The sequence below is a fragment of the Actinoplanes sp. NPDC049599 genome (genome assembly GCF_044465625.1).
Lineage (GTDB): Bacteria > Actinomycetota > Actinomycetes > Mycobacteriales > Micromonosporaceae > Actinoplanes.
On the sequence record NZ_JBITLX010000005.1, the window covers coordinates 178379 to 204135 of the forward strand.

Below are 25757 nucleotides of genomic sequence, written 5' to 3' on the forward strand. Positions count from 1 at the left end.
GGGGCTCCCACCCATCGACCTCGATAAACCTGCGATGCTGGGAAATTCAGGGGATGTCCCCTCCCGGCGGGTGTGATCGAGGGACGATGGCGGCATGAGACCAGCGCAGAGCGTGCCGCTGCCGTGCTGAGCCGCACCTTCGGGATCCTGTCGCCGTTCGTGGGCGGCGACTACTACGGGGCGATCATCGCCGGGGTCAACGACGCGGCGGTGGCCGGCGGTGACCGGGTCATGGCCGTGCAGACCCTGGACCCCGGTTCCTACAGCGCCGACCGCAGCGGCGTGCCCGACTTCCGCCGGCCGGTGGCGTGGCAGCACCTGGCCGGCCTCGTCGTGCTGCCCGGCGCGGTGGACGCCGGGTACGTCCGCGCCGCCCGCCGGGCCGGCAAACCGGTGGTGCTGGTGGGCCACGAGGCGCCCGGCAGCGACTGCTCGGCCGTGCTGGCCGACAACCGCTCCGGCGTCCGCGAGGCGGTGCGGCACCTCATCGGGCACGGCCACGAGCGGATCGCCTTCGCCGGCAACCTGGCGCACTTCGATCTGCGGGAGCGGCACGAGGGCTACCGCGAGGCGCTGCTCGCCCACGGCCTGACCCCGCGCGCCGACCTGCTGTTCGAGACCGGGGACAACCACGAGACCGGGGGCGAGGCCGTCGCCGGCGCGCTGATCCGGGCCGGGCTGCCGGCGACCGCGATCGTGCTGGGCACCGACCGCAACGCCATCGGCCTGATCCGCCGGCTCACCGAGGCCGGCTACCGGCTGCCCCGGGACCTGGCCGTGGTGGGCTTCGACGACATCGCCGACGCGCGGTACCTGCGGCCCAGCCTGTCCACCGTGCGCCAGCCGCTGGACCTGCTCGGCGCCGCCGTGCACCAGCTGGTCGGCGAGCTGGCCGCCGACCCGGGGCTGCCGCCGCAGGTGCGGCTGGTGCCCACGTCCTTCGTGCAGCGCGACTCGTGCGGCTGCCCCGGCGCCGGGCTGCCGGTCTCCGAGCCACAGACCCGCGGGCTCTTCACCGAGGTCCGCTATCTGCAGACGACGCTGAACGTGCAGTACGAGCTCGGCATCGAGCTGCTCGGCGCGCACGAGCGTGACCCTCGCGCGCTGGACTGGATGGCCAGCACGCCGGCGGTGGGCGGCTGTCTCGGCCTCTGGACCGGCGGCGACGCGCCCGGGGTGGCCGACTGCGGCGTCGCGGTGGTGGGGGAGTACGGGGTCGGCGCCGGCCCGCCGGCCCTGCTCGGCACCTCGGCGGTGATCAGCGAGTTCCCGCCGGCCGGGCTGTTCGCGCTGGCCGACGGCCCGGCCGGGGACATCGTGTTCGTGGTGCCGGTGCGCAGCGCGGCCCGCGACTGGGGCGCGCTGGCGGCGGTCGGCCGGATCCAGGCCACCACCCCGCCCGGGCGCGAGATGATGAACCATTCCGGCGCCCTGCTGGCCGCCGCCCTGGACCGCGAGGCCATGGTGGCCTCGCTGCGGGAGAAGGAGGAGCGGCTGCGCAGCGCCGCCCTGCACGACCACCTCACCGGCCTGCCCAACCGGGTGCTGCTCGCCGACCGGCTGCAGCAGGCCGGCCTGCGCGCCGGCCGCAACCCCGGGCACCGGTTCGCGGTGCTGCTGCTCGACCTGGACGGGTTCAAGGCGGTCAACGACTCGCTCGGGCACGCCGCGGGCGACCTGCTGCTCGTCGAGGTCGCGCGCCGGCTGACCGCGGTGGTGCGCCAGTCCGACACCGTGGCCCGCCTCGGCGGGGACGAGTTCGTCGTGCTGCTCGACGGCTTCGCCCCGCCGGACGGCCACGAACGGGTGCGCGAGGCCATCACGGCCGCGATCACCGAGCCCTTCGACATCGACGGACGGCAGGTCGGGGTGGGGCTGAGCATCGGTGTCGCACTGTCCACCGACGACTCCGCCGACCCCGACCTGCTGCTCCGGGAGGCCGACGCGGCGATGTACCGGGAGAAGGCGAGCACCCGGCGCCGCTGAGCGTCAGCCGGTCCTGCAGACCGTGCCGTTGAGCGCGAACACCTCCGGCAGCACGTTCGGCCCGCTGTAGCCGGCGACGAAGCCGGTGGTCGTGGTGCCGCCCGCGGCCAGCGTGGCGTTCGGCTCGGCGGTCACCCGGACGTCCCGGCCGGTCTGCGTCCAGCCGCCGCTCCAGCCGCTCTGCACGGTCTGCCAGCCGGTCGGCCAGGTGAACGTCAGGGTCCAGCCGGTGAGCGGGAGCGGGCCGTTGTTGGTGATGTCGACGGCGCCGACGAAGCCGTTGCCCCAGTCGTTGGCGTCGGTCAGCCGCACCGTGCAGCTGCTGGTCGCCGGGCTCGTGGTGGTGAAGGTCAGCGGCAGCGACGACCACGAGACGCCACCCGCGGTGTCCCGGGCCAGCACGGTGACGGTGTAGCGGGTGCCCGGGGCGAGATTGCGGACGGTGAACGACGTGCCCGAGGTCTCGCCGAGCTGCTCGCTGGTCGCGCCGGTGGTCCGGTGCACCTCGTACTTGGCGATCGGGTGGCGGCCCTTCGCGGCCGCGGGCCAGGAGATCGTCGCGGTGCGGTCGGTGACCTCGCTCGCGACGGGCCGGCCGGGTGCTCCGGGCGCGCCGTCGCCGGCCTGCGCCGGGTGCAGGGTCAGCAGCGTCAGCGAGTACGGCGGCAGCGTCCGGCTGGTGGCGTCGCCGGAGGTCGTGGTCTCCAGCGCCGCGGCGCCGTTGCGGAGCGAGACAACTGTCGGCGCACCGGCGGCGGGCGTGTAGCCGCGGTAGTCCACGGTGGCCTCCCGCTCGTTGTCCGGGTCCCGGTTGACCAGCAGCACCTGCAGATCGCCCCCGGGCCGGCGGGCGGCGTGCGCGGTCACCAGCGGGTCGTCGGTGCCGGCGCGGATCAGCTGGTCGCCGGGGTGCACGAACGACTTCATCAGCGTCAGCGCGTGGTACGGCGCGAACGGCGTGTTCAGCGGCGGCTCGCACGCCGAGCCGTCGGCGGTGCAGTTGCCGGACGAGAGCATCCCGTAGTCGCCGTAGTCGCGCTGACCGGCGACCGTGGAGACGGTGCCGATGCCGTTGTGCACGTTCCACCACTGCACCGTGAAGACGCCGTTCTCCAGCAGGCCGCTGTAGGCGTCGGCGAGGAACAGGGCGCCGGGCTGGGTGGTGCGGCCGGCGTCGACGTTGGTCTCGGTCATGCTGATCTTGATGCGGTCCGCGCCGGCGCCGGCGTACTTGTCGATCTGCCGGCGCAGCAGGTACATGGCGTCGTCGATATGGCTGGTCCGGCTGAGCGACTCGGCGGCGGTGCCACCGGGATACCAGTGCACGTCGACGAAGTCGATGCTCTTGCCGGCCCGGGTGAGCACCTCCTGGTTCCAGGTTCCGGCGTCGCCCGCGCCGACCAGGCCGTCGGGCCAGTTGCCCGGCATCGTGAGCACCGCGCCGATCTTGATGTCCGGGTTCTCGGCGCGCATCGCCTCGGCGAACGCGACGACCCCGGACGCGTACGCGGCCGGGCTCTTGTCCGCGTGGTTGTCCGCCTCCCAGGCGGCGCCGTAGTGGCCGTTGCCGTAGTTCTCGTTGCCGATGGTCCAGTACTTCGCCCGGTACCCCTTGTCCTTGGCGTGGCGGACCCAGCCGGCGGCCTCCTCGGCCGTGCCGGTGCCGTAGTTGGCGATGATCATCGGCTCGGCGCCGACCCGCTCGGCCGAGGCCATGAACGTGTCGAAGTCGGTGTTCGGCGCGACGTAGCCGCCGGGCGCGGTGTGGTCGCGCCAGTGGTAGATGTCGGCGTACGAGCCGCCGGGGTAGCGCAGCATCCGCACGCCGGCGGTCTTGAGCAGGTCGGAGGTCTCGGCGGTGCCCAGGTTGGTGTCCCAGATGGCGTCGTTGACGCCCAGGGCGGTCTCCGGGACCGTCGCGAGGCCGGCCCGGGCGTTGACGGTCACGGTGACGGGTGCCGCGGACGCCGCGGGGGCGGCGGCCGTGGCGGGGACGGCGGCGGACGAGGCGACGCTGGTCAGCGCGGAGGCGGCGAGGATCAGCGTGCCCCGGGCGACCCGGTGGAAAGTCGCGGACGGCATGGCGCTCCAATCGGGGGTGATCGGGTGAGTGGGAGCGCTCCCATACTCGGCGGGCCAGCGACGACTGTCAATCTTCCTGGGCCCCGCCCAGTAATCCTCACATTCGGCTCAGACCAGTCGATCAACCAGATGAGCCCGCTACCGGGGCGAACGCGTCGAATGGGTGATCTGGTTGAAGATGGCGAATCTCAGGGTCGGCTCCCGGCTGGGCGCCGGGTTCCTCGTGGTGATCGCGGCGATGGCCGGGCTGACCGTCGTCGGCGTCCGCGAGGTCGACAAGATCAGTGACCGGCTGACCGTCGTCAACGACCTCAACGGCGTGAAGCAGCGCTACGCCATCAACTTCCGGGGCAGCGTGCACGACCGGGCGATCGCCGTCCGGGACGTGGTGCTGGCGCGTACCGAGGCGGAGCTGCAGACCGAGGTGCAGACCATCCGGACGCTGACCACGAAGTACGACGAGTCCGCGGTCAAGATGGCGGCGATGTTCGCCGACGCCTCGGCCGTCAGCGACGCGGAGCAGAAGGCGCTCGCCGAGATCAACCGGATCCAGGCCAAGACCCTCCCGCTGATCACCAAGGTCGTCGACCTGCGCACCGCCGGCGACAACGAGCAGGCGTTGCTGGTGCTGACCACGCAGGCCAAGCCGGCCTTCATCGAGTGGCTGACCGCGATCAACGTCTTCATCGATCTCGAGGAGGCGATGAACAAGGCCGAGACCGCGCAGGCCCGCGAGACCGCCGACGGCTTCCTGACCATGATGGCCCTGGGCCTGGCCCTGGCCGCCCTGCTCGCCGCCCTGGTCGCCTGGCGGACCACCCGCGGCATCACCCGGCCGCTCGCCGAGGCCGCGTCCGTGCTCGCCGCGGTCGCCGACGGCGACCTGACCCGGCGGGTCGCGGTGACCTCCACCGACGAGCTCGGCCAGATGGGCCGGTCGGTGAACACCGCCCTGGCCGCGATCGGCACGGTCATCACCGAGTTCGGCCACAGCGCCCAGGGCCTGTCGGTCACCAGCCACCGCATCGGCGCGCTCTCCGGGCAGATCGCCGATGGCGCCCAGGAGTCCGCGGCGCAGGCCAACGTCGTGGCCGACGCGGCCCAGGAGGTGTCGCGCAACGTGCAGACCGTGGCGGCCGGCTCGGCGGAGATGGGCTCCTCGATCCGCGAGATCTCGCACAACGCCAACGAGGCCGCCACCGTCGCGGCCCGCGCCGTGGACACCGTGCGGATCACCACCGACACCGTGTCCCGGCTGGGCGAGTCCAGCCGGATGATCGGCGACGTGGTCAAGGCGATCACCAACATCGCCCAGCAGACCAACCTGCTGGCGCTGAACGCCACCATCGAGGCCGCCCGGGCGGGTGAGGCCGGCAAGGGTTTCGCCGTGGTCGCCGGCGAGGTCAAGGAGCTGTCCCAGGAGACCGCGCGGGCGACCGAGGACATCTCCCGGCGGGTCGAGGCGATCCAGGCCGACACCACCAGCGCGGTCGCCGCGATCGCCGAGGTCACCCAGGTGATCACCCAGATCAGCGACTACCAGACCACGATCGCCTCGGCGGTCGAGGAGCAGACCGCGACCACCAACGAGATGAACCGCAGCGTCAGCGACGCCGCCTCGGCCTCGGGCCAGATCGCCGCGAACATCGGCAACGTGGCCGACGTCGCCCGCACCACCACCGCCTCGGTCGACGAGTCCCGCCGCGCGGCGGACGAGCTCGACGAGGTCAGCCGCAGGCTGCAGGCCCTGGTCGGCGGCTTCCGCGTCTGACCGTTTTGCTGGGCCAGATATATTTACGAACGGTCGGTCGTTTTGTAGAGTGGCCGCATGACGACCGACGGCAGGCTTGTCCGCGGCGAGCGCACCCGCGCCGCCGTGCTCGACCGGGCGCTGCTGCTGACCACCGTGGCCGGACTCGACGGGCTCTCGCTGAGCCAGGTCGCCGACGCGCTCGGGGTCAGCAAGTCCGGCCTGTTCGCGCACTGGCGCTCCAAGGAGGCGCTGCAGCTGGCCGTCATCGACCACGCCCGGGCGCAGTGGACCGAGCGGATCATCCGGCCCGCGTTCGACGCGCCGCGGGGCGTGCGCCGGCTGTGCGCGGTGCACGAGGCCCGGCTGGTCTTCTACGAGTCCGAGGCGCTGCCCGGCGGCTGCTTCTTCGCCACCGCCAATTTTGAGTACCACGCCCGGCCCGGCGTGATCCGGGACCGGCTGGCCGCGCAGCTGACCGACTGGATGACGTTCCTGACCGGGCTGGCCGCCGAGGCGGTCGCGCTCGGTGAGCTGCGGCCAGGCGCGGATCCCGCGACCATCGCGTACGAGACCGAGGCCCTGGGGGTCTGCGCCGTCATGCAGGCGCCGGTGCTCGGCCGCGAGGTGACCTTCCGGCACGCCCGCCGCGCCCTGTTCGAGCGCCTGCGCGAGCTCGCCACCGACCCGACGATCCTCAAGGAGCCCTCATGACGCTGGTGACCGAAGCCGTGCCGTACGGCGACGTGGTGCGCATGCCCGTGCACTTCGACGACCTGGACGCGATGGGTGTGCTGCACAACGCCCGTTACGCGGTGCTGGTGGAGCGGGCGGTGGTGCAGTGGTGGACCGAGCGCGGCGTCTCCTTCTCCGGCGGCCGGCCCACCACCCCGGACGCCTTCAACGTGGTCCGCGAGTACGCGATCACCTTCCACCGGCCGGTCCGCGGCACGGGTGAGATCGGCGTGCACTTCTGGCTGGAGCGGATGGGCCGCACCAGCGCGGACTACCGGTTCCGGGTGATCTCCACGGACGGCGGCACGGTGTTCGCGGAGGGGCGCCGGGTGAACGTACGGCTGGATCCCGCGACCATGCGCCCGCAGCCCTGGACCGAGCAGGGCCGCGCGGTCGGCGCCGCGCTGCTGCGCGGCTGACCGGTCACTCGAAGAACTTCAGGCTCCAGCCGGTGTCGGTGTTCGCGCCGGGCACCCCCGAGCGGCTGTACGTGATGCCTCCCCGCCAGGCGAAGGTGCCGGTGTACCAGAACCGGTTGGCCCACGTGTACGGCGTGCCCTTGGGCACCGCGTGGAACATCAGCGGGAACCGCGGCCCGGCCGGCGGGCTGGTGTTGATGTCGCCGTTGAGCAGCACGAAGCTGTGGTGCCCGGGGCCGTTGACGGTCAGCGTCGGGTCCCAGCCGGCCATCATGGTGGCCCGGTTCGAGCCGAAGAGGCAGCCGTTGGACTTGTACCAGTCCCACACGTACGCCGGGTCGCCGCCGGCGCGCAGCCGCAGGTGCCGTCGATCGCCCACTTGTTGTCCGGCAGGGCGAGCTGGGTCTCCGTGGTGTAGCCCCGGTCGGGCGTGGCCGAGCTGATCGCGTACATCCGGTGCGCGGCGCCGGCGCCGGCCGTGAAGTAGATGTAGTAGCGCCCGCCGTCGAGGACGATCTCCGGGGCCCACACCTCGCCGCGGTTGCGGGTGTCGGACCACACCTGGCGGGCGGCCGCGGCCGCGAGACCGGCCGGGGACGAGGCCTGCCGGACGGCGATGCCGCCGTTCAGCGACTGCACCGAGATGTACGTGCCACCCACGCGGATGACGCTGGGATCCGCCGCCCGGATGCTCTGCGCCGCCTCCGAGCGTGCCGCCGTGGCCACCCCGAGGCCGGCCGCCAGCGCCACCGTCAGCACGGCAGCGCCGAGACGTGACTTCCTCATGACCTCTACCCGCTTCCGCCGCCGCGCCCGATCAGTTAACAAAGTTCATATGTACAACGTGAGAATCGCGCCTCGCCGCGGCCCTGTCAATGCATCGACAGCGATCGAATCGCCGGGCCGGCCCGGGGCAGACCAGTCACGAACCAGGGTCGCGCCCGGGGGGCCCGGGGCCGCCGGACGCGTCAGGGTGGGCCGGTCGGTGTCAGCCGCCGCGAGAGCGAGGCGCCGACCATGGACAGGCGCGACCCTGCGTCGCCGAGCTCGCCGAGCTCGCCGAGCTCGCCGAGCTCGCCGAGCTCGCCGAGGCGCCGGCCGTCGCGCGTTCCGGTGCCGGGGCGCGGCAGGGACCGCTGGTGCGCCCCGGGTCCGCCGATCCGGTCAGCCGGCGGCGCCGTGCGGCCAGGGCGCGTAGCCGGCCGGCTGCTCCGGTCGCGGCAGCAGCGGCTCCAGCGGTACGACGGCACGCTCCACCGGCGCGTCGGCGGTCACCTCGACCGGCTCGCCGTAGAGCAGGATCGGCAGCCGCGCGCCCGTGCCGTCGCGCAGGCTCACCCGGGTCCGCTCGTGGTCGGCCTCGACCAGCAGCCGCAGCCCGCTGTGCCGCAACCGGAAGCGCAGCCCGGTGATGCCCGCGGGCAGCCGGGGCGCCAGCGCCGGGCCGTCCGCGCCCTCGCGCAGGCCGCCGAACCCCTCGACGATCGCCGACCAGGCCCCGGCCAGCGACGCCAGGTGCAGCCCGTCGCGGGTGTTGGCGTGCAGGTCGCGCAGGTCCACCAGGGCGGCCTCCCAGGCGTAGTCGTGGGCGAGCTCGAGGTGGCCGACCTCGGCGCACACGACCGCCTGGGTGCACGCCGACAGCGACGAGTCGCGCACGGTGATGCGTTCGTAGTAGTCGACGTTGCGGGCCCGCTGCTCGGCGGTGAACTCCTCCGGGCACCAGTGCATCGCCAGCACCAGGTCGGCCTGCTTGAGGACCTGGCGGCGGTACAGCTGGAAGTACGGCGCGTCCAGCATCAGCGGCCGTTCCGGGTCCGAGCCGGCGAAGTCCCACGGGGCGTACCGGGTGAAGTTGTCCGACTGCGGGTGCACGCCCAGCCGCTCGTCGTACGGCACGTGCACCGCGTCGGCGGCGGCCCGCCAGGCATCCGGCTCCGCCGGCCGCACCCCGAGCCGTTCGGCGAGGTCCGGGCGGCGGGCGCAGGCCTCCACCGCGGCCCGCAGGTTGCGGGCGGCCATCAGGTTGGTGAAGACGTTGTCGTCGGCGGCCGCGCTGTACTCGTCCGGGCCGGTGACCCCGTCGAGGTGCCAGCTCCCGCCGGCGTCGTGGTGGCCGTGCGAGACCCACAGCCGGGCCGTCTCGACCAGGATCTCCAGCCCGCACTCCGTCTCCAGGGCGGTGTCGCCGGTGATCCGCCGGTACCGGTCCACGGCCCGGGCGATCACCGCGTTCAGGTGCAGCGCCGCGGTCCCCGCCGGCCAGTACGCCGAGCACTCCTCGCCGTGGATGGTGCGCCACGGGAACGCCGCACCGGCCAGCCCCAGCGCCCGGGCCCGCTCCCGGGCCTGCGGCAGGATGCTGTACCGCCAGCGCAGCGCGTCCGCCACGGCCTCCGGCGCGGTGTACGTCAGCAGCGGCAGCACGAACCCCTCGGTGTCCCAGAACGCGTGCCCGTCGTACCCCGGTCCGGTCAGGCCCTTGACGCCGACGGCCCGGCGCTCGGCCCGGGCGCCCGCCTGCAGCACGTGGAACAGGCCGAACCGGACCGCCTGCTGGAGCACCGGATCGCCGTCGACCTCGACGTCCGCGGCGTCCCAGTAGTCGTCGAGGTAGCGGCGCTGCTCGGCGACCAGGCCGTCCCAGCCGGCGTAGCGGGCGGCGGTCACCGCGGCGGCCACCTGGTCGCGCAGCGCCTGCGGGGAGCGGGTGGAGCTCCACGCGTACCCGAGGAACTTGGTGATCCGCAGCCGCTCGCCGGGGCGCAGCACGGTGACCACCGTGGTCCGTGCCCAGTCGTCGCGGACGTCGGTCTCCTCGTCGTAGCCGCCGGCCGCGGTGACGACGTGGTCCATGGTCGCGGCCATCAGCAGCCGGCTGGCCCGGGTGCGGTGCAGCAGCACCGCGCCGTGCTGCTCGAGGTCCTGCCCGACCGCCTGGAGCGGGTCCTCCAGCGCCGCGGCGACCCGCGGGTCGTCGGACTGCCGTGGCTGCTCCTCGTCGGCGACCAGCCCCGACTGGAGCGTGATGCGCAGCTCGCTGTCCACCGCCTCGACCTCGTAGTCGATGGCGGCGACCGCCCGCTGGGTGAAGGAGACCAGCCGGGAGCTGCGGATCCGGACCCGCCGGCCGGCCGGTGAGACCCAGTCGACCGTGCGCCGCAGCAGGCCGGAGCGCAGGTCCAGGACCCGTTCGTGGCCGAGCAGCCGGCCGTGCGCCACGTGGAACGGCTCGTCGTCGACCATCAGCCGGATCAGCTTGCCGTCGGTGACGTTGACGACGGTCTGCCCCTGCTCGGGGTAGCCGTAGCCGCCCTCTGGGTAGGGCAGCGGCCGCAGCTCGTAGTACGAGTTCAGGTAGCTGCCGGCGATCACGTGCGGCTCGCCCTCGTCCAGGTTGCCGCGCAGCCCCACGTGCCCGTTGGACAGGGCGAACACGGACTCCGTCCGCCCCAGCGCGGGCAGGTCCAGGGCCGGCTCGCGGATCTGCCACGGCTCGACCGGGAAGACCGCCTTGCCGATCATGCGGGCACCGCGGGGGATGACATGCCTGCAGTATGGGCGTGCGGCCCGGTCGCCGCCGGGCGCCGGGCCGGTTCCAGCACCTGGGTCAAAGGGCAAAGCGGTAGAACCCGATACCGGGGAAATAGCCCGACGTCGATGTCTTGCCGGGTTCGGCGGGTGTCGGCAGGCTGGATGCCCGGCCGGTTTCCGACCGGCACGAGCCATCAACGGGGGACGCCATCATGGTTGCCGGAATCCGAGGCCGGCGCGGCACCGCTCTGCTGGCCGCGCTCACCCTGGTCCTGTCCGCGCTGATCACGCCGACCGCCGCGCGGGCCGCGCAGGACACCAACATCGTGCTCACCTGGAACGTGCACACCCAGACCGCGGCGTACGACGTGGCGCGCCAGGCGCCCTACGTCAACGGGCGCACGTTCGCGATGGTGCAGGGCGCCGTCTACGACGCGGCCAACGCGGTCGCCGGCAGCCCGTACCAGCCGTACCTGCTGGAGCCGCGGGACCGGCGTGGTTACTCGCTGGACGCAGCCGTCGCCACCGCCGCGTACCGGGTCCTGCTCTCGCTCTTTCCCGGCCAGGCGGCCACGTTGGGCGCCCGCTACGACGAGTCGCTCGCGCCGATCCGGGACGGGCTCGCCAAGCGCGGCGGCATCGCCGTCGGCGCCGAGGCGGCAGCCGCGATGATCGCCGCGCGCCGCGACGACGGCGCTTTCGGCGACGCCACCTGGACCGTCGGCACCGCGCCGGGCCAGTGGCGGCCCACGCCGCCGGGCTTCGCCCAGGACGGCGCCTGGGTCGCCGACGTGCGGCCCTTCGTGATCCCGAACCCCGCCGCCTTCGGCACGGCCGGGCCGCCGGCCCTGGACAGCGCCGCGTACGCCCGGGACCTCAACGAGGTCAAGGCGCTCGGCTCGGCGACCAGCACCGTGCGCACCCAGGACCAGACCGAGGCCGCGCTCTGGTGGCACGACCGGCGGCAGATCGAGTGGGAGATCAAACGGCAGCTCGCCACCACCCAGCGGCTGACCCCGCTGCAGACCGCCCGGATGCTCGCGATGACCGACGTGACCCGCGCGGACACCACGATCGCCTGCTTCACCGAGAAGCGGCGCTGGAGCTTCTGGCGCCCGGTGACGGCGGTCCAGAACGCCGACACCGACGGCAACCCGGCCACCGCCGGCGACCCGTCCTGGATGCCGCTGCTGATCACGCCGCCGTTCCCGGACTACACCTCGGGGCACGCCTGCTCGACGGCCACGATCATGACGGCGCTGCGGGAGTTCTTCGGCCGTGACGACGTCGCGTTCAGCGCGTCCAGCGCCGACTCCGGGACGACCCGGCACTTCGCCGGCTTCTCGCAGGCCCTCGCCGAGGTCGTCGAGGCGCGGATCTGGGGTGGCGTGCACTACCGCAGCGCCGACGTGCAGGGCGTGCAGGTGGGCAAGGGGGTGGCGCGTTACGTGCTGGCCCGCGAGTTCCGGCCGCGGCGGTGACCCGTCCCGCCGGGAGCGTCAGCCGGTGGGGTAGAGGGCGTCCAGCAAATGGGCGTACCGGGTCTCGACCGCGCGGCGGCGCACCTTCAGCGACGGGGTCAGGTCGCCGCCCTCGACGGCCAGCGGGTGGTCGAGGATCTGGAACTTCTTGATCGTCTCCCACGGGGCCAGGGTGGCGTTGAGCCGGTCGACGTAGCCGGTCATCGCCTCCAGCAGCGCGGCCGAGCGGCTGATCTCGGGGTGGGCGGCGTCGCCCAGGCCGTGCTGGGCCGCCCAGCCGCGGACGGCGTCCGGGTCGAGGTCGATCAGCGCGGTGATGTACTTGCGGCCGTCGCCGTGCACCACGATCTGGCCGGCCAGCGGGCAGATGCCCTTGAACCGCGCCTCGATCGTCTGGGGCGCCACGTACTTGCCGTTCGAGGTCTTGATCAGGTCTTTCTTGCGGTCGGTGAGGCGCAGCGAGCCGGCCTCGGTGATCGTGCCGATGTCGCCGGTGTGCAGCCAGCCGTCGGTGACCGTCTCGGCGGTGGCCGCCGGCAGGTGGTGGTACGCCTGCATCACCCCGGGCCCGCGGACCAGGATCTCGCCGTCGGCGGCCAGGGTCACCCGGGTGCCCGGCAGCGGCCGGCCGACGGTGCCGTACTCGGGCCGGCCGGGCCGGTTGAAGAAGGTCGTCGCGCAGGTCTCGGTGAGCCCGTAGCCCTCCAGCACCGGCAGCCCGACCGCGTCGAACCACTCGGCGATCTCGGTGGACAGCGCGGCCGCCCCGGAGATGAAGAACCGCAGCCGGCCGCCGAACCGGGCCCGGATCCGGGCGAGCACCAGCCGGTCGGCGAGCCGGTGCTGGGCGGCGAGCAGCGGGCCGGGCCGCCGCCCCTGCCGGCGTGCCCGGGCCGCCCGGGCGCCGACGCCGACTCCCCAGCCGAACAGCCGGGCCGTCACCGGGCCGCCGTCGCGCACGGTGGCGAGCACGCCCGCGTACACCTTCTCGAAGATCCGTGGCACCGCCGGGATGATCGTCGGCCGGACCGCGGGCAGGCGCTCCACCAGCCGGCCGACGTCGCCGTCCACGGCGAAGGCGAAGCCGACCGAGAGCTGGCAGGAGAGCAGCGCCTTGCCGAAGGCGTGCGCCAGTGGCAGCCACAGGTAGCCCAGGTCGTCCGGGCGCAGGAAGCCCATGGCCTCGATCGCCAGGCCCTGGTAGATCCAGCTGCGGTGGGCCACCCGGACGCCCTTGGGCAGCCCGGTGGTGCCGGAGGTGTAGATCAGCGTCGCCAGGTCGTCGGGGCGGATCGCCGCGCAGGCCGCGGTCACCGCGTCCGGCTTCGCGGCGAGCAGCTCCCGGCCGGCGGCGCGCAGCGCGGCCAGCGTGAGCACCCGCGGGTCGCCGCCGGCGGGCTCGCCGTCGATGAGCACCGCGTGCTCGACCGGGGTGCCCGCGGCCAGGACCTTGCCCAGCTGGCCGGCCTGCTCGACCACCGCGAACCGGCTCGCCGAGTCGGTGAGGATGTGCGCCACCTCTTCGGCGGTGCCGGTCGGGTAGACGGTGGTCGTGGCGCCGCCGGCGCACATGACGCCGAAGTCGGCCTCGATCCACTCGGTCCGGGTGCCGGACATGATCGCCACCCGTTCCTGCGGGCGCAGCCCCAGCGCCAGCAGCCCCGCGGCGATCTCGGTGACGGCGGTGCCGGTCGCGGCCCAGGTCTGCGACTGCCAGGTGTCACCCGGGCCGGGCCGCCGGTAGGCCTCGGCCCCCGGCGTGCGGGCCACCCGGTCGAGGAACATCGCCCCGAACGACGCGGGCTCGGTGCGGCGCAGCTCCGCCAGCCGGGCATCCTCGGCGGCGGGCGCGCGACACTCCGGGGCGGCCGGCACCGGCTTGTTCGACATGGGCGTCCCCTTCCGCCGCCGACCTCGGCGAACCATCCCATCTTGCCGTGCCCGGCGGCCGGACCGCACCCGGTCCGCCGGTACGCGACACGACGCGCGCCTCAGACCGCCACGGGGGCCGGGCGCCACTGCTCGGAGCCGAAGACCTCGTAGCGGATCCGGTCGTCGCTCAGCCCGCGGCGGTGCAGGCCGGCCCGGACGTGCTGCATGAACGGGGCCGGGCCGCACAGGTACACCTCGGCGTCCGGGTGCAGCGGGATCAGGTCGGGGTCGAGGAAGCCGGCGAGCGCGCCGGTGGCCTCGGCGCCCTGCTCGTACCAGACCAGGCTGCGGTAGGACAGCAGCCGTGCGCCGTTGCTGCGCATGTCGTCCCGCAGCGGGTGCCGGTCGGCGCTGCGGTCGGCGTGCACCGCCGTGACGTCGCGGGTCGGCTGGGTGCGGGCCACGTGGTCCAGGATCGCGGCCATCGGCGTGACCCCGACACCGGCGCTGACCAGCACCAGCGGGGCCGCGTCGTCGCGCAGGGTCAGGTCGCCGTACGGGTGGCTGAGCCGCAGCCGGTCGCCCGCGGCCACGTGGTCGTGCAGGTGGCCGGAGACCACCCCGTCCGGCGCGCCGCCCACCCCGCGCACCCGCCGTACGGTGATCCGCAGCGTGCCGCCCGCGGCCGACTGGGAGAGCGAGTACTGGCGCAGCTGCCGCCCGCCGCCGGGCAGGTCGACGACGACCGTGACGTACTGGCCGGCCAGGAACCCGGGGGCCGGGCGCCCGTCGGCCGGGGTGAGGATGAACGACACGGTGTCGTGCGCCTCGGTCACCTTGCCGGCCACCACGTACTCCCGCCACGGGTCGGCGCCGTCCACCCCGGCCTCGGCGTAGAGGCGCGCCTCGCGGCCGATCAGCCGGGCGGCGAACAGCCAGTACACCTCGTCCCAGGCGGCGGCGACCGCCGGGGTGACCGCGGCGCCGAGCACCGTGCCGACCGCGCCCATCAGGTAGCGGCCGACCATCGTGTACTGCTCCGGGCGGATGCCCAGCGCGCAGTGCCGCTGCGCGATGCGCTCGACGATGTGGTCGAAGACCGCGGCCTCGGGACCCGCGCCGACCAGATGCGCGGCGAACGCCGCGACCGCGCCGGCCAGCGCGCTCCGCTGCTCGCCGGTGGCCTGGGCGCCGCGGTTGAACAGGTTGAGCAGGCCGGGGTTCTCGCCGAGCATCGTGGCGTAGAAGACGCCGGAGATCTCGTCGAGGTGCCGGCCGACGACGGGCAGCGTGGCTTCGACGACCGGGACGCTGGTGCGGGAGAGCATTGTTCCTCCGGGCGGGGTGAGGGGAGAGTTATCCGGGCCGGCCGAGGCTGAGCAGCACCTGCCGGGTCGGCGGTGCGGCCAGGTCGCCGACGGTGATCGGGTCGAGGCTGGCGTAGAACGCCTCCTGGGCCTGGCGCAGCGCCGCGCGCAGCCGGCAGCCGTGCCGCAGCGGGCAGGGCGGATCGCCGTCGCAGTCGACGACCTCGGTCGCGCCCTCCAGCTCGCGGACGAAGGCCCCGATCGAGGCCGACCGCGCCGCGGCGGCGAGGCGGACCCCGCCACTGCGGCCCCGGACGGTCTCCAGCAGCCCGAGCCGCTGCAGCCGCTGCACCACCTTGGCCAGGTGGTGCCGCGGCACGTCGAGCGAGCCGGCCAGCTCGTCGACGGTGAGCAGCCCGTCGCGGACCACGCCGAGCATGAGGATGCGGAGGCCGATGTCCGTGGAGCGGTGGAGGCGCACGGGAGGATCATGGCACAAAGAGGACTATCAGACTCCTCTTTATGGGTCAGGTCACGCCGGGAGCACGCCGAGCACGGGTCAGCTGTCCGCTGTGGGCAGCCGCACGACGTCGGCGAGCACGGCGCCGTCATCGGTGAGCCGGACGGCGGCCGGGCTGTCGAAGACCACCAGGGCCAGCTTGTCGTCGCCGCGGCCGATCAGGCCCATGCCCTCGGCGTGGTCGTCGCCCTCGCCGTAGGTGATCTCCAGCTCCCGGGTCAGGTCGGTGTCGCGCACCACCGCCGGCATCTCCGCCCGGTACGCGCCGTGCCAGCGGTAGATCCGCACCGGGCCGTCCAGGTCCATCGTCGGGCCGGCCAGCACCAGCAGGTCGTCGCCGTCCGGGCAGAGGTCGCGCACGCCCAGCCCGTCCAGGCGCAGCACGTGCTTGCGGTAGGCCCGCCCGTCGGCGAACTCGCGCAGCCGCAGCCGGCCGGGCTCGTCCGGGTCCACGTACGGCCGCAGCTCCAGCACGAACGCCCAGCCGCGCAGCACCGGGCCGCGCAGGCCCAGGTAGACCCGCTCGTCGTTGACCGCGATGCCCTCGATGTCCAGCCCGTTGTCCTTGCCGGGGATGGCCAGGAACGGGGCCAGGTGCTCGTCGCGGCGCAGCAGCGTGCGCAGCCCGTCGCGCACGTCGAGCTGGGCGGCCCGGTGCCGCTGCCCGTCCACCTCGATCTCGGGCACCGGGGTGGGCAGGCCGTCCACCTCGGCGATCGGCAGGCGGACCAGGATCTGCCGGTTGTCCTGGCCCTCCACCTTGCCGAGCCGGCGCAACGCCCGGTCGCCGTCATGCTGCGACTTGATCCGCTTACGGCGCAGGCTGTGCGAGCCGACCGCCCAGAGGAAGTGCCCGTTGCGGCCCAGCCCCTCGACGTCCGCCTCCTCGTCGACGTCGGCGCCCGGCAGGTTGATGAAGTCGGCCAGCCGGAACGTGCGCTCGTCGCCGTACTCGGTGGGGTGGTCCGGGTCGTCGGCCACCAGGCGTTCCACCGTCGCCGTCTCGTCACCCGCGATCCAGAGCACCGGGCCGTCGACCCGCACCGCGGACAGATTCGTGTGCGTCGCGGCGGCCCGGGAGGAGTCCCCGAAGCGCAGTCGGACGGTGCGTTCCACAGTCATGCCGACCATGGTGTCACCGCGGTGCCCGTCCGGGGCGTTACTCCGCGTCCGAGGCCAGCAGGCGCCGGCCGAACTCGACGGTGTCGAGGTCGCCGTGGAACTGATCGGTGTCGACGTCCGCCTGCTCGGCCCGGATCCGCTTGCCGCCGATCACCACGGACCCGCTGGGCAGGATGTCGTCCAGCGCGCCGCGGGCCTGCGCGGGCGGGAGCACCTGGCGGCCGGTGGCGGGGTCGGCCACCCGGATCTGGAACAGCACCGGCGACAGGCGCACGCAGGTCACCCGGTACCACCGGCCGACGGTGAGCCGGAAGTCCGCGGCTCCGGCGGGCAGCAGCACCGCCGTTGTGCCGTCCGACCAGCGGCACGACGGCCGGCCGTAGTCGACCTGCATCTTCCACTGGCTCACCCCGGCCGCCGCGGCGCCGAACTGGAACACGTTCATGCCGGCGCCGGGCGCCGGCGGCTCGGTGAGCCGGATGTCGGCGCCGAACACGAACCGCCCCTCGCCCTCGTCGCCCGGCACCAGCGTCACGGTGGCGGCCGGCTGGATGATCGCTTGCGGGCACGGCACGGCCGCGCAGCTGCCGCCGGGGAAGCGCAGGAACACCTCGCCGCCCGGGCCGGCCACGGACGTCACCGCGCCGCCGCCACCGGTACGGATGCTGCCGTGCAACCCCTTGCCGCTGCTGTCGGCGACCTGGGTGGGGGTGAGCAGCTCACCGGTGTAGCGCAGTTCGAGGGTGCCCGGCGGGGGCGCGGCGACGGCCGCGGCAGCTCCGGTGAGGGCGAGCAGGGCGGCGCACGCGGCGCCGCCGAGGGCGGTAGGCAGAGAGAACATGGTGAGGAGTGCAGCCGACCACGGTGGACGGAGGCAAGGCGCGGGAGGGTGACGGTGGATCTCCACCCGATCGGGGTCACCCGCCCGGCTGACGCCCTTCGGGTCAGGCCCGCGCCCGGGCCACTTGATCGGTTCAGTTTCCATTGACGTACGTCGCTGTTTTGGCCTACCGTGCGCGGAGTCGGTCCCACCCTCGGGAGGTCGCCATGCTCGGCTCGGTCCGGTCCCTGCGCACCCTCGCGGCGGTGCTGCTCCTGCTGGTGCCCGCCGGCGTCGTGACGGTAGCCGCCCCGGCCGGCGCGGCGCCACCGGCTGCCCCGGCCTCGCGCGCGGAAGTCCTGGCCCCGACGCCCCCGATGGGCTTCAACGACTGGAACGCCTTCGGCTGCGAGGTCGACGAGGAACTGATCCGGGAGACCGCCGACACCATGGTCGCCGCCGGGCTGGCCGCGGCCGGCTACTCCTACGTGAACATCGACGACTGCTGGTCCGCCAAGGAGCGCGGCGCGGACGGCCGGCTGGTCCCTGATCCGGTTAAGTTCCCGCACGGCATCCAGGCGCTGGCCGACTACGTGCACGGCAAGGGCCTCAAGCTCGGCATCTACGGCGACGCCGGCACGCTCACCTGCGCCGGCTACCCCGGCAGCCTGGGCCACGAGGACCTGGACGCCCGCACCTGGGCCGGCTGGGGCATCGACTACCTGAAATACGACAACTGCAACAACCAGTCCGACGGCTCGCAGGCCGACTACATCCGGCGCTACACCGCCATGCGCCAGGCGCTCGACCGGGCGGGTCGGCCGATCGTCTACTCCATCTGCGAGTGGGGCTCGTCGCGGCCCTGGGAGTGGGCCCGGGGCGTGGGCGACCTGTGGCGGACCACCGGCGACATCAGCGACAACTGGGCCAGCCTGCGGTCGATCATCGCGCAGAACGCGCCGCTGTACCCGTACGCCGGGCCCGGGCACTGGAACGACCCGGACATGCTGGAGATCGGCAACGGCGGCATGACCGCCACCGAGTACCGCACCCACCTGAGCACCTGGGCGATGATGGCCGCGCCGCTGATCATCGGCACCGACCTGCGGAACGCCTCGGCGGAGACGCTGGCGATCCTCGGCAACCGCGAGGTCATCGCGATCGACCAGGACCCGCTGGGCGTGCAGGCCGAGGTGGTGTCCGACCGGGACGGGCTGATGGTGCTGGACAAGCCGCTGGCCGGCGGCGACCGCGCGATCGCGCTCTACAACGCGACCGACCACCTCGCCACGGTCGGGGTGCCGGCCGGCGACACCGGTCTCGACCCGGCCGGCGCCTACCGGCTGCGCGACGTCTGGACCGGCGCGGTCACCGAGGCCGCGGGCACCATCGAGGCGGCGGTTCCCGCGCACGGCACCGTCGTCTACCGGGTCCGGGCCCTGCGCCACCACGAGCACGTCGCGCCGGCGGTCACCGTGGCCGCCGCGCTGCCGACGGTCGTGCCGGGCGCCGACTCCGCCGCCGCGCTGACGACCACCGTCACCAACCGGGGGTCCGGCCCGGTGCGCCAGGTCGCGGTCACCGCGGCGGCGCCGGCCGGGTGGGTGGTCACGCCCGCCGGCGCGACCCGCCGCCCACGGCTGGGCACCGATCAGAACCTGACAACCCGCTGGACCGTACGGGCACCCGACGACGTCACGGCCGGGGAGTACCCGGTCAGGGTCACCGCCCGGTACGCCTGGGGGCGGGGCGCCACCACCACGACCTCCAGCACGGTCGTCGCGACGGTGGTGACCGCGCCCGCACCCGGTCGGCGGGCGCTGAGCTCCGTCGTGCCGTACTCGACCGCCAACGGCCTGGGCCCGGTCGAGCGCGACCAGAGCAACGGCGCGGCCGGCATCGGCGACGGCAACCTGCTCACCATCGGCGGCCGCTACTACAACCGGGGACTCGGCACCGCGGCGCCCGGCGAGCTCGTCTACTACCTCGGCGGCACCTGCACCCGGCTGGTCACCGACGTCGGCGTCGACGACGAGGCGCCCGCGGCCCCGGCCACCTTCACCGTCCACGGCGACGACACCGCCGTCGCCACCAGCGGGCCGCTCGCCGCCGGCGCGGCGCCGGTCACCCTGACCGCCGACCTGACCGGCGTGCGGTGGCTGCGCCTGACCACCACCGGTACGGCCGGCGCGCACACCGACTGGGCGGACCCGGTGCTGTCCTGCGGCGCTGCCGGCCCCGACGACCCGGTCCTGCCGCTCCGGCAGACCGTCTTCTCCTTCGAGTCCGGCACCGACGGCTTCACCGTGGCGAACCCGGGCACCGGCGGCACCGTGACGCAGTCCACCGCGTTCCACACCGACGGCGCGGCCGGGCTGCGGGTCGAGACCCCGGTGCCGGGCAACTGGTTCGGTGCGCCGGTGCCCGCGTCGCTGGACCTGACCGGGCGCTCCGGCCTGGCGTTCGACCTGCGCACCGAGGACGTGGGCACGGTCGGCGAGATCGCCGTGCAGGTGGGCGACGCGCTCACCTGGTGCCAGGCCGGGCGGTGGGCGTGGACCAACCCGCACGCCAGCCGGACGATCACCGAGCCGTTCGCCGACATCGAGTGCCCGTCCGGCGTCACCCTGGACGTGGCCCGGATCCGGGTCGTGTGGGTGTTCCTCAACACCGGCGGGGTGGTCCACATCGACCACGTCCGCGCCGAGTGACATCCACGCCTCTGGATGCGACACGGCCCGGGCCGTGGTACGCCGGTGGCAGTGGCGGTCCGCCCGGGGCCGCCGCGGCGTACCCCAGCGGGAGGTGGCCATGTCAGCGGAAGCGGACCGGTTCGGCCGGGGCTCGGGAATCTTCCGGCGCAAGCCGGTCGACGACATCGCCGACGGCGGCGAGGCGGGCGGCGCGGACCTGACCCGGACGCTGGGGCTGTGGCAGCTCACCGCCATCGGCGTCGGCGGCATCATCGGCGCGGGCATCTTCGCGCTGGCCGGCGCCGTCGCGCACGAGACCGCCGGACCGGCCGTGCTGATCTCGTTCCTGCTGGCGGGCGTGGCCAGCGCCGCCGCCGCACTGTCCTACGCGGAGTTCGCCGGCCTGATCCCGAAGGCCGGCTCTGCCTACACCTACGGCTACGTCGTGCTGGGCGAGGTCGTCGGCTGGTTCATCGGCTGGGACCTGCTGCTGGAGTACACCGCGATCGTGGCGGTGGTGGCGATCGGCATCTCGGGCTACTTCGCCTTCCTGATGGCCGGGATCGGGGTGGACCTGCCGGCCTGGATGCTGGGGGCGCCGGGCACCGGGGACGGCCACGTGCTGGATCTGTTCGCCGTGGTGCTGTGCCTGCTGATCGCGTACCTGTTGAACCGGGGTATCCGGGCCGCGGCCCGGATGGAGACCGCCGTGGTCGGGCTCAAGGTGGCCGTGGTGCTGCTGGTCGTGGTGGTCGGGTTCTTCCACATCAAGACGAGCAACTACCGGCCGTTCTTCCCGTTCGGGGTGAGCGGGGCGATCACCGGCGCCGCCACGGTCTTCTTCGCCGTCTTCGGCTACGACGCGATGAGCACGGCCGCCGAGGAGTCCCGGGACGCCAAGCGGCACCTGCCCCGGGCCATCGTCTACTCGCTGATCGTGTCGATGGTGCTGTACGTGCTCGCCACCCTGGTGCTGACCGGGATGCAGAACTACCGCGAGATCGACCCGGAGAGCGGCTTCTCCACGGCGTTCGCCTCGGTCGGGCTGTCCGGGCTGGCCGACGTCATCGCGGTCGGCGCGATCATCGGCATCCTGACCGTCATGTTCACCTTCATGCTCGGCGTGACCCGCGTCTGGTACGCGATGAGCCGCGACGGGCTGCTGCCGGCCTGGTTCGCCAAGCTGCACCCGGTCCGGCGGGTGCCCGGCCGGGTGACCTGGATCGCCGGGATCGTCTCGGCGGTCATCGCGGGCTTCCTGCCGATCCGGCAGGCGGCGGAGCTGACCAACATCGGCATCCTGCTGGCCTTCGTGGTGGTGTGCGTCGCGGTGATCGTGCTGCGGTACCGGCGCCCGGAGCTGCCGCGGGCGTTCCGGCTGCCCGGCATGCCGGTGGTCCCGGCCCTCGGGGTGGTGTTCTCGCTCTGGCTGATCACCTTCCTGGCCCCGGTCACCTGGCTGCGCTTCGCGGTGTGGTTCGCGCTCGGCATCGTCATCTACTTCGGCTACGGCCGCCGGCACTCGCTGCTGAACCGGGACGGCCCGGTGCCGCGGTGAGCGGCGCAATTCGGTGGCCGGATCGGGCCGGGCGGGCGAGCATGGTCGCCATGGGGCGGGACCGGGCGTGGACGCCGCTGCAGGGCGGGCTGCCGCCGGCGGACGCGGTGACCGGCCCGGTGGTGGAGATCGCCTGCGACGAGTCCGGGTTCTCCGGCACCAACCTGCTCGACCCGGCCACCCCGGTGATCACGCACGCGAGCGTCGACCTGGCCGCCGGCGAGGCGGCCGGGCTGATCACGGCGCTGCGGTCCGGCTTCCGGTACTCACCGGACGAGCTCAAGTCGGGCCGGTTCCTGCGCGGCCCGGGAGCGGGCGAGGCGCTGGAGTGGCTGCTGACGGCGCTGACCGGCCGGGCCCACGTGCACCTGGTCGACAAGGAGTACTTCCTGGTCACCCGGATCGTCGACCTGTTCCTGGCCGAACCGTCCTACGCGGCCGGCACCCGCCTGACCCAGGACCACCGCCCGGCCGCCCTGGCCCTGTACCGGGCCGGCCGCCCGGCCGCCGGCTGGGCGGACTTCCTCGCGGCCTTCGTCGAGCTGGCCCGGATCAAGCGCCGGCACCGGCCGGACCGCCGCGCCCTCGACCGGTTCTTCCGGACCCGCGACACCCTGGTCCGGGCCGGCCTCGGCGCGCCGGCCGCCGGCATCCTCGGCGACCTCAGCCGCACCCAGGTGCAGGCCGTGCTGACCAGGCTGTGCGACGACGACCGGTCGATCCCGCCGCCGCTGGAACCGATGCTGCCCGCGCTGGCCGAGACCGTGCTGTTCTGGAGCGGGGGAGTGCGCCAGGTCCTGGTGATCCACGACGAGCAGAGCGCGCTCACCGCGGACCGGCTGCGGCGCCTCCAGCAGGTCCTGGCCGACGCGGCCGGGCCGTCCCCGGCACGGCTGTCACCGTTGGCCGGGCCGTCTCCGGCACGGCTGTCACCGTTGGCCGGGCCGTCTCCGGCACGGCTGTCACCGTTGGCCGGGCTGGTGACGGTCGACTCCCGCGACGACCCGCGGGTGCAGGTCGCCGACCTGCTGGCCGGGGTGGCCCGGCGGCTGCCCCGCACGGTCGCGGAGGGCCCGCTGCGGCCGTTCCTCTCGCCGACCTCGCTGCGTGATCCCGGGAGCTGACGCCCACCGACCCGGAACTCGCTGTTTTCATGTGATCCGAAACACGCCGCGCTACGTATCTCCTCTCAGGGACCAGCCAAGGTCATCTCGGAGGTAACCGTGTTCGCTGTCGATCGGATGTTGCTGTGGCATCGCCGCATGTCGGGCGCGGCGCTCGCCGCCTTCGCCCTGGTCCTGCTCGACCCGCAGGTGGCACGCGCCGAACCCGGCGTACCGGTCCCGCCCAACGGGCTGCTGAGCGACCGCGGCAAGGGTGACATCTCGGAGGCGGACCGCGATTTCGCGGTCAAGGTCCGGCTCGCCGGGCTGTGGGAGATCCCGGCCGGCGAGATGGCCCAGGAGAAGTCCGAGGACCCGCGGATCCAGGCCATCGGGCGCGACATCGCCAGCCAGCACGTGGCGCTCGACAAGCTCGTCCGGGCCGCGGCGAAGAAGCTGGACGTCACCCTGCCGAACAAGCCCAACGCGGACCAGCAGACCTGGCTGGCCGAGATGCGCGACGCGGAGGGAGCCGAGTTCGACCGGGTCTACATCGACCGGCTGCGCGCGGCCCACGGCAAGATCTTCCCGGCCATCGCCACGATCCGGGCCAGCACCCGCAACGATACGGTCCGCAAGCTGGCCCAGCGCACCAACCAGTTCGTCATGACCCACATGACCCTGCTGGAGAGCAGCGGCATCGTCGACTTCGCCGCCCTGCCGACCGCACCACCCCCGGCCGCGGCCGCCGGCGCAACGGCCAACGCGGCCCAGCCCCGGACGGCGGCGAGCTCCGCCACGTCGTTGTCGGTGGCCGGCACGCCGGCGCTCGCGATCGTGGTGGTCGCGCTGGCGAGCGCGGCCATCACGGCTTTCGCGCTGCGGGCGTTCCCGCGGAACTCCCGGCGCTCCTATGCCCGGCAGCGGGGCCGCTACTACGAGACCTGAGCCGGCGCCTGCGTGCGGTGCGCGTCCAGGGTCGCGGCGATCCCGTGGTCGGGCAGTGCCTGGTCGCGGCGGCGACACGGGACGCTTCCGGCTGTCCGACATCGAGCGGGGCGACCACAGACTGATCGTCGAGGCGCCCGGCGAGTGACGGACACCCGTTCGCGGTCACCGCCGAGCTGGGTGTCATCAAGGTCGTGCCCCTCGTGCTGCTCGGCCACTTCGTGTCGGTGGAGCCGCCGAAGCGCGCCGGCCAGAAGACGGTCAATTACGACCTCACCCACTGGGTGGCGGGCGACCAGGACGCGCAGGGTGCGGGTGGCCGCGCACCTGCTGCCCCGACGGAGGTCGAGGCCGGCGGGCGGGGCGGCGTGGTGAAGTACTCGTGCAGTTCGCGGCGGCTCCGCAGCGGCGCCGGGTTGAGCGCGTGGAACGGGTGGGTGACGAGGAGGGTTGTGCGCGGGCGCTCCTGGCGCAGCAGCCCAACACCCGGTGACTCAGGCGGGCTGCTGACAGGATTGTGGCGACGGTCGACTCTCGCCATTCAGTGCCGTCGCAGCCTCAGCAGCAGCCTTCCCGCCGATCTTGATGAGCTAAAACGTTCCAGTGAGTCTTTTGCGTGGCTGTTGTGATGATCGATCGCCATCCCCCGGACGGGCGACACGCTTCTGCCGCGCCGAAACGGCCGCGCCAAGCATTGCCGGAGGCCTGCCCACCGCCGGACCCGCAGCACTGGTCCACATATTGAGCAGGATTCTCACATCGCAGGAATCCTAAGGGAACAAAGAGCGTAAAAGTCACGAAGCGAGCAGTGAATTGTCGATCTTGTGGACTTAAGGTTCGGAGCTCACACCAATTCAACAAGATCGAAATCTTGCGCGTCGGTGGCGGTCGGCGCGCGGCCCACGTCACTCCGGCGGGCTATTGCCATCGCCCGATACACCAACCACGCAAAAGACTCTCCAGCCACACCGCACCGCCACAAGGTCCACCACTCGCGCCCCTTTCCTCCTGGGATGAACCCCTCAACCTCCACAACGCCGTCCCGCATACCGGACGAACCCGGCACCGGGCTGGGCCGCCGGGGGACCGTGATCCAGAAATGGCGAAAGTCGGATGGCGACGCGATGAGGGTCGACCCGATGCGCACCCTAGGGCGTGACCTGCACGCCGTGCTGCTCCGCCTCACCGGGCGTCGACAGCCTGCCTGATCAGGGCCGCACGAACCGGGAGCGGCGCCGCGGGCACCTCGACCAGCGTGAATCCCAGCTCGCGGTAGGCCGCTTCATGGGTCTTCTCGAAGACGAGTGACTCCTCGAAACTGATGCGGCGTGCGGCTGTGGGCCGGACAGATCCCTGATGGCGCACGAAGAAGACGCTCGGCTCGTAGACGCGCGCCACCCGTATCCGGTCGAGCTCGGTGCGCAGCCCGGTTGCTGCGGGCACGCCCAGGTGGCGGCTCAGCGCCAGCGTGCAGACCGGCGAGCGGTCGAAGAACGTGACGGGCCGGGCAACCGTGTCGGCGGAGAGCTGTCGTCTGCGCTGAAGATCCGCGATGTCGTCGAGAAAGGCGGGCTCGCGCCACGGCTCCTGGGTGCCGAGTGCCTGGCGCAGGGCGATGACGTCCGTCGCGGCTTCCTCGACGACGGCGTAACCGTCGATCTCCAGCTGCCGCAGCACAGCCGTCTTTCCCGAGCCGGGCGCGCCGGTGAGGATGTATCTTCGCATGTGGACTCCGGACCTTCGGGAAAGGAGGCAGAAGCCGGTCGCGGGACTCATGGTGGAAGCAGGCTTCGAGACGATCAGCCAGCTCCGCTGAAACGTCGGGCT

The 25757-nt window shown here is 73.4% G+C and carries 20 protein-coding genes; 10 read left to right on the forward strand and 10 right to left on the reverse strand.

Going from position 1 to position 25757, the window contains the following annotated elements; all coding sequences use genetic code 11:
* The first annotated feature begins 123 nt into the window (after window positions 1–123).
* Window positions 124–1986: a diguanylate cyclase domain-containing protein gene (locus ACIBQZ_RS11850; RefSeq protein WP_396088555.1), complete on the forward strand. Its 1863-nt coding sequence runs from the start codon at window positions 124–126 to the stop codon at window positions 1984–1986.
* 3 nt (window positions 1987–1989) lie between these two features.
* Here the strand turns inward: ACIBQZ_RS11850 and ACIBQZ_RS11855 are convergent, their stop codons facing one another.
* Window positions 1990–4068: a cellulose binding domain-containing protein gene (locus tag ACIBQZ_RS11855; protein WP_396088556.1), complete on the reverse strand. Its 2079-nt coding sequence runs from the start codon at window positions 4066–4068 to the stop codon at window positions 1990–1992.
* A 178-nt stretch (window positions 4069–4246) separates the two neighbouring features.
* Here ACIBQZ_RS11855 and ACIBQZ_RS11860 point away from each other — a divergent pair, with 178 nt between their 5' ends.
* From ACIBQZ_RS11860 to ACIBQZ_RS11870, 3 genes are read left to right on the forward strand one after another with little or no spacing between them, the layout of a single operon-like run.
* The gene (locus tag ACIBQZ_RS11860) at window positions 4247–5839 is read left to right on the forward strand and encodes a methyl-accepting chemotaxis protein (protein ID WP_396088557.1); all 1593 of its coding nucleotides are present in this window, start codon (window positions 4247–4249) and stop codon (window positions 5837–5839) included.
* A 57-nt stretch (window positions 5840–5896) separates the two neighbouring features.
* Window positions 5897–6532: a TetR/AcrR family transcriptional regulator gene (locus ACIBQZ_RS11865; RefSeq protein ID WP_396088558.1), complete on the forward strand. Its 636-nt coding sequence runs from the start codon at window positions 5897–5899 to the stop codon at window positions 6530–6532.
* A complete protein-coding gene (locus ACIBQZ_RS11870; protein ID WP_396088559.1) occupies window positions 6529–6972 on the forward strand; it encodes an acyl-CoA thioesterase in 444 nt (147 codons plus the stop codon). The genes ACIBQZ_RS11865 and ACIBQZ_RS11870 overlap by 4 nt, the downstream gene beginning before the upstream one ends.
* Window positions 6973–6976: 4 nt before the next feature.
* Here ACIBQZ_RS11870 and ACIBQZ_RS11875 read toward each other — a convergent pair whose 3' ends face one another.
* The 3 genes from ACIBQZ_RS11875 to ACIBQZ_RS11885 all read right to left on the reverse strand — a co-directional run bounded on the left by ACIBQZ_RS11875 (window position 6977) and on the right by ACIBQZ_RS11885 (window position 10497).
* Complete coding sequence (locus ACIBQZ_RS11875; protein ID WP_396088560.1) at window positions 6977–7246, reverse strand: hypothetical protein; 270 nt, start codon at window positions 7244–7246, stop codon at window positions 6977–6979.
* Window positions 7243–7758: a family 43 glycosylhydrolase gene (locus ACIBQZ_RS11880; RefSeq protein WP_396088561.1), complete on the reverse strand. Its 516-nt coding sequence runs from the start codon at window positions 7756–7758 to the stop codon at window positions 7243–7245. Before ACIBQZ_RS11880 ends, ACIBQZ_RS11875 begins: the two co-directional genes overlap by 4 nt.
* A gap of 378 nt (window positions 7759–8136) precedes the next feature.
* Complete coding sequence (locus tag ACIBQZ_RS11885) at window positions 8137–10497, reverse strand: glycoside hydrolase family 65 protein (protein ID WP_396088562.1); 2361 nt, start codon at window positions 10495–10497, stop codon at window positions 8137–8139.
* A 221-nt stretch (window positions 10498–10718) separates the two neighbouring features.
* Between ACIBQZ_RS11885 and ACIBQZ_RS11890 the strand changes: the two genes are divergently transcribed.
* Window positions 10719–11987 (forward strand): vanadium-dependent haloperoxidase, encoded by a 1269-nt coding sequence (locus ACIBQZ_RS11890; protein WP_396088563.1) that lies wholly within the window; start codon window positions 10719–10721, stop codon window positions 11985–11987.
* A gap of 18 nt (window positions 11988–12005) precedes the next feature.
* On the opposite strand, the gene ACIBQZ_RS11895 is transcribed toward ACIBQZ_RS11890, so the two are convergent.
* From ACIBQZ_RS11895 to ACIBQZ_RS11915, 5 genes are all read right to left on the reverse strand, one after another.
* Entirely contained in the window at window positions 12006–13877 is a 1872-nt protein-coding gene (locus tag ACIBQZ_RS11895; RefSeq protein ID WP_396088564.1) for an AMP-dependent synthetase/ligase, read from the reverse strand.
* 101 nt (window positions 13878–13978) lie between these two features.
* Window positions 13979–15187, reverse strand: coding sequence for a globin domain-containing protein (locus ACIBQZ_RS11900; protein WP_396088565.1), 1209 nt, complete (start codon window positions 15185–15187; stop codon window positions 13979–13981).
* 28 nt (window positions 15188–15215) lie between these two features.
* Window positions 15216–15647, reverse strand: coding sequence for an RrF2 family transcriptional regulator (locus ACIBQZ_RS11905; protein ID WP_396088566.1), 432 nt, complete (start codon window positions 15645–15647; stop codon window positions 15216–15218).
* A 78-nt stretch (window positions 15648–15725) separates the two neighbouring features.
* Window positions 15726–16808, reverse strand: a complete 1083-nt coding sequence (locus ACIBQZ_RS11910; protein ID WP_396088567.1) for a DUF3616 domain-containing protein — start codon at window positions 16806–16808, stop codon at window positions 15726–15728.
* Window positions 16809–16845: 37 nt separating this feature from the next.
* Entirely contained in the window at window positions 16846–17649 is an 804-nt protein-coding gene (locus tag ACIBQZ_RS11915; RefSeq protein WP_396088568.1) for a hypothetical protein, read from the reverse strand.
* A 206-nt stretch (window positions 17650–17855) separates the two neighbouring features.
* Between ACIBQZ_RS11915 and ACIBQZ_RS11920 the strand changes: the two genes are divergently transcribed.
* The 5 genes from ACIBQZ_RS11920 to ACIBQZ_RS11940 all read left to right on the forward strand — a co-directional run bounded on the left by ACIBQZ_RS11920 (window position 17856) and on the right by ACIBQZ_RS11940 (window position 24559).
* Window positions 17856–20339, forward strand: coding sequence for an NPCBM/NEW2 domain-containing protein (locus tag ACIBQZ_RS11920; RefSeq protein WP_396088569.1), 2484 nt, complete (start codon window positions 17856–17858; stop codon window positions 20337–20339).
* Between the two features lie 100 nt (window positions 20340–20439).
* Window positions 20440–21879, forward strand: a complete 1440-nt coding sequence (locus ACIBQZ_RS11925) for an amino acid permease (RefSeq protein ID WP_396088570.1) — start codon at window positions 20440–20442, stop codon at window positions 21877–21879.
* Between the two features lie 50 nt (window positions 21880–21929).
* On the forward strand, window positions 21930–23003 hold the full coding sequence (locus ACIBQZ_RS11930; RefSeq protein ID WP_396088571.1) for a hypothetical protein: 1074 nt from the start codon (window positions 21930–21932) through the stop codon (window positions 23001–23003).
* Between the two features lie 99 nt (window positions 23004–23102).
* Window positions 23103–23930: a DUF4142 domain-containing protein gene (locus tag ACIBQZ_RS11935; protein WP_396088572.1), complete on the forward strand. Its 828-nt coding sequence runs from the start codon at window positions 23103–23105 to the stop codon at window positions 23928–23930.
* A gap of 194 nt (window positions 23931–24124) precedes the next feature.
* Complete coding sequence (locus ACIBQZ_RS11940) at window positions 24125–24559, forward strand: hypothetical protein (protein ID WP_396088573.1); 435 nt, start codon at window positions 24125–24127, stop codon at window positions 24557–24559.
* 553 nt (window positions 24560–25112) lie between these two features.
* On the opposite strand, the gene ACIBQZ_RS11945 is transcribed toward ACIBQZ_RS11940, so the two are convergent.
* On the reverse strand, window positions 25113–25706 hold the full coding sequence (locus ACIBQZ_RS11945) for an AAA family ATPase (RefSeq protein ID WP_396088574.1): 594 nt from the start codon (window positions 25704–25706) through the stop codon (window positions 25113–25115).
* Window positions 25707–25757 lie beyond the last annotated feature (51 nt).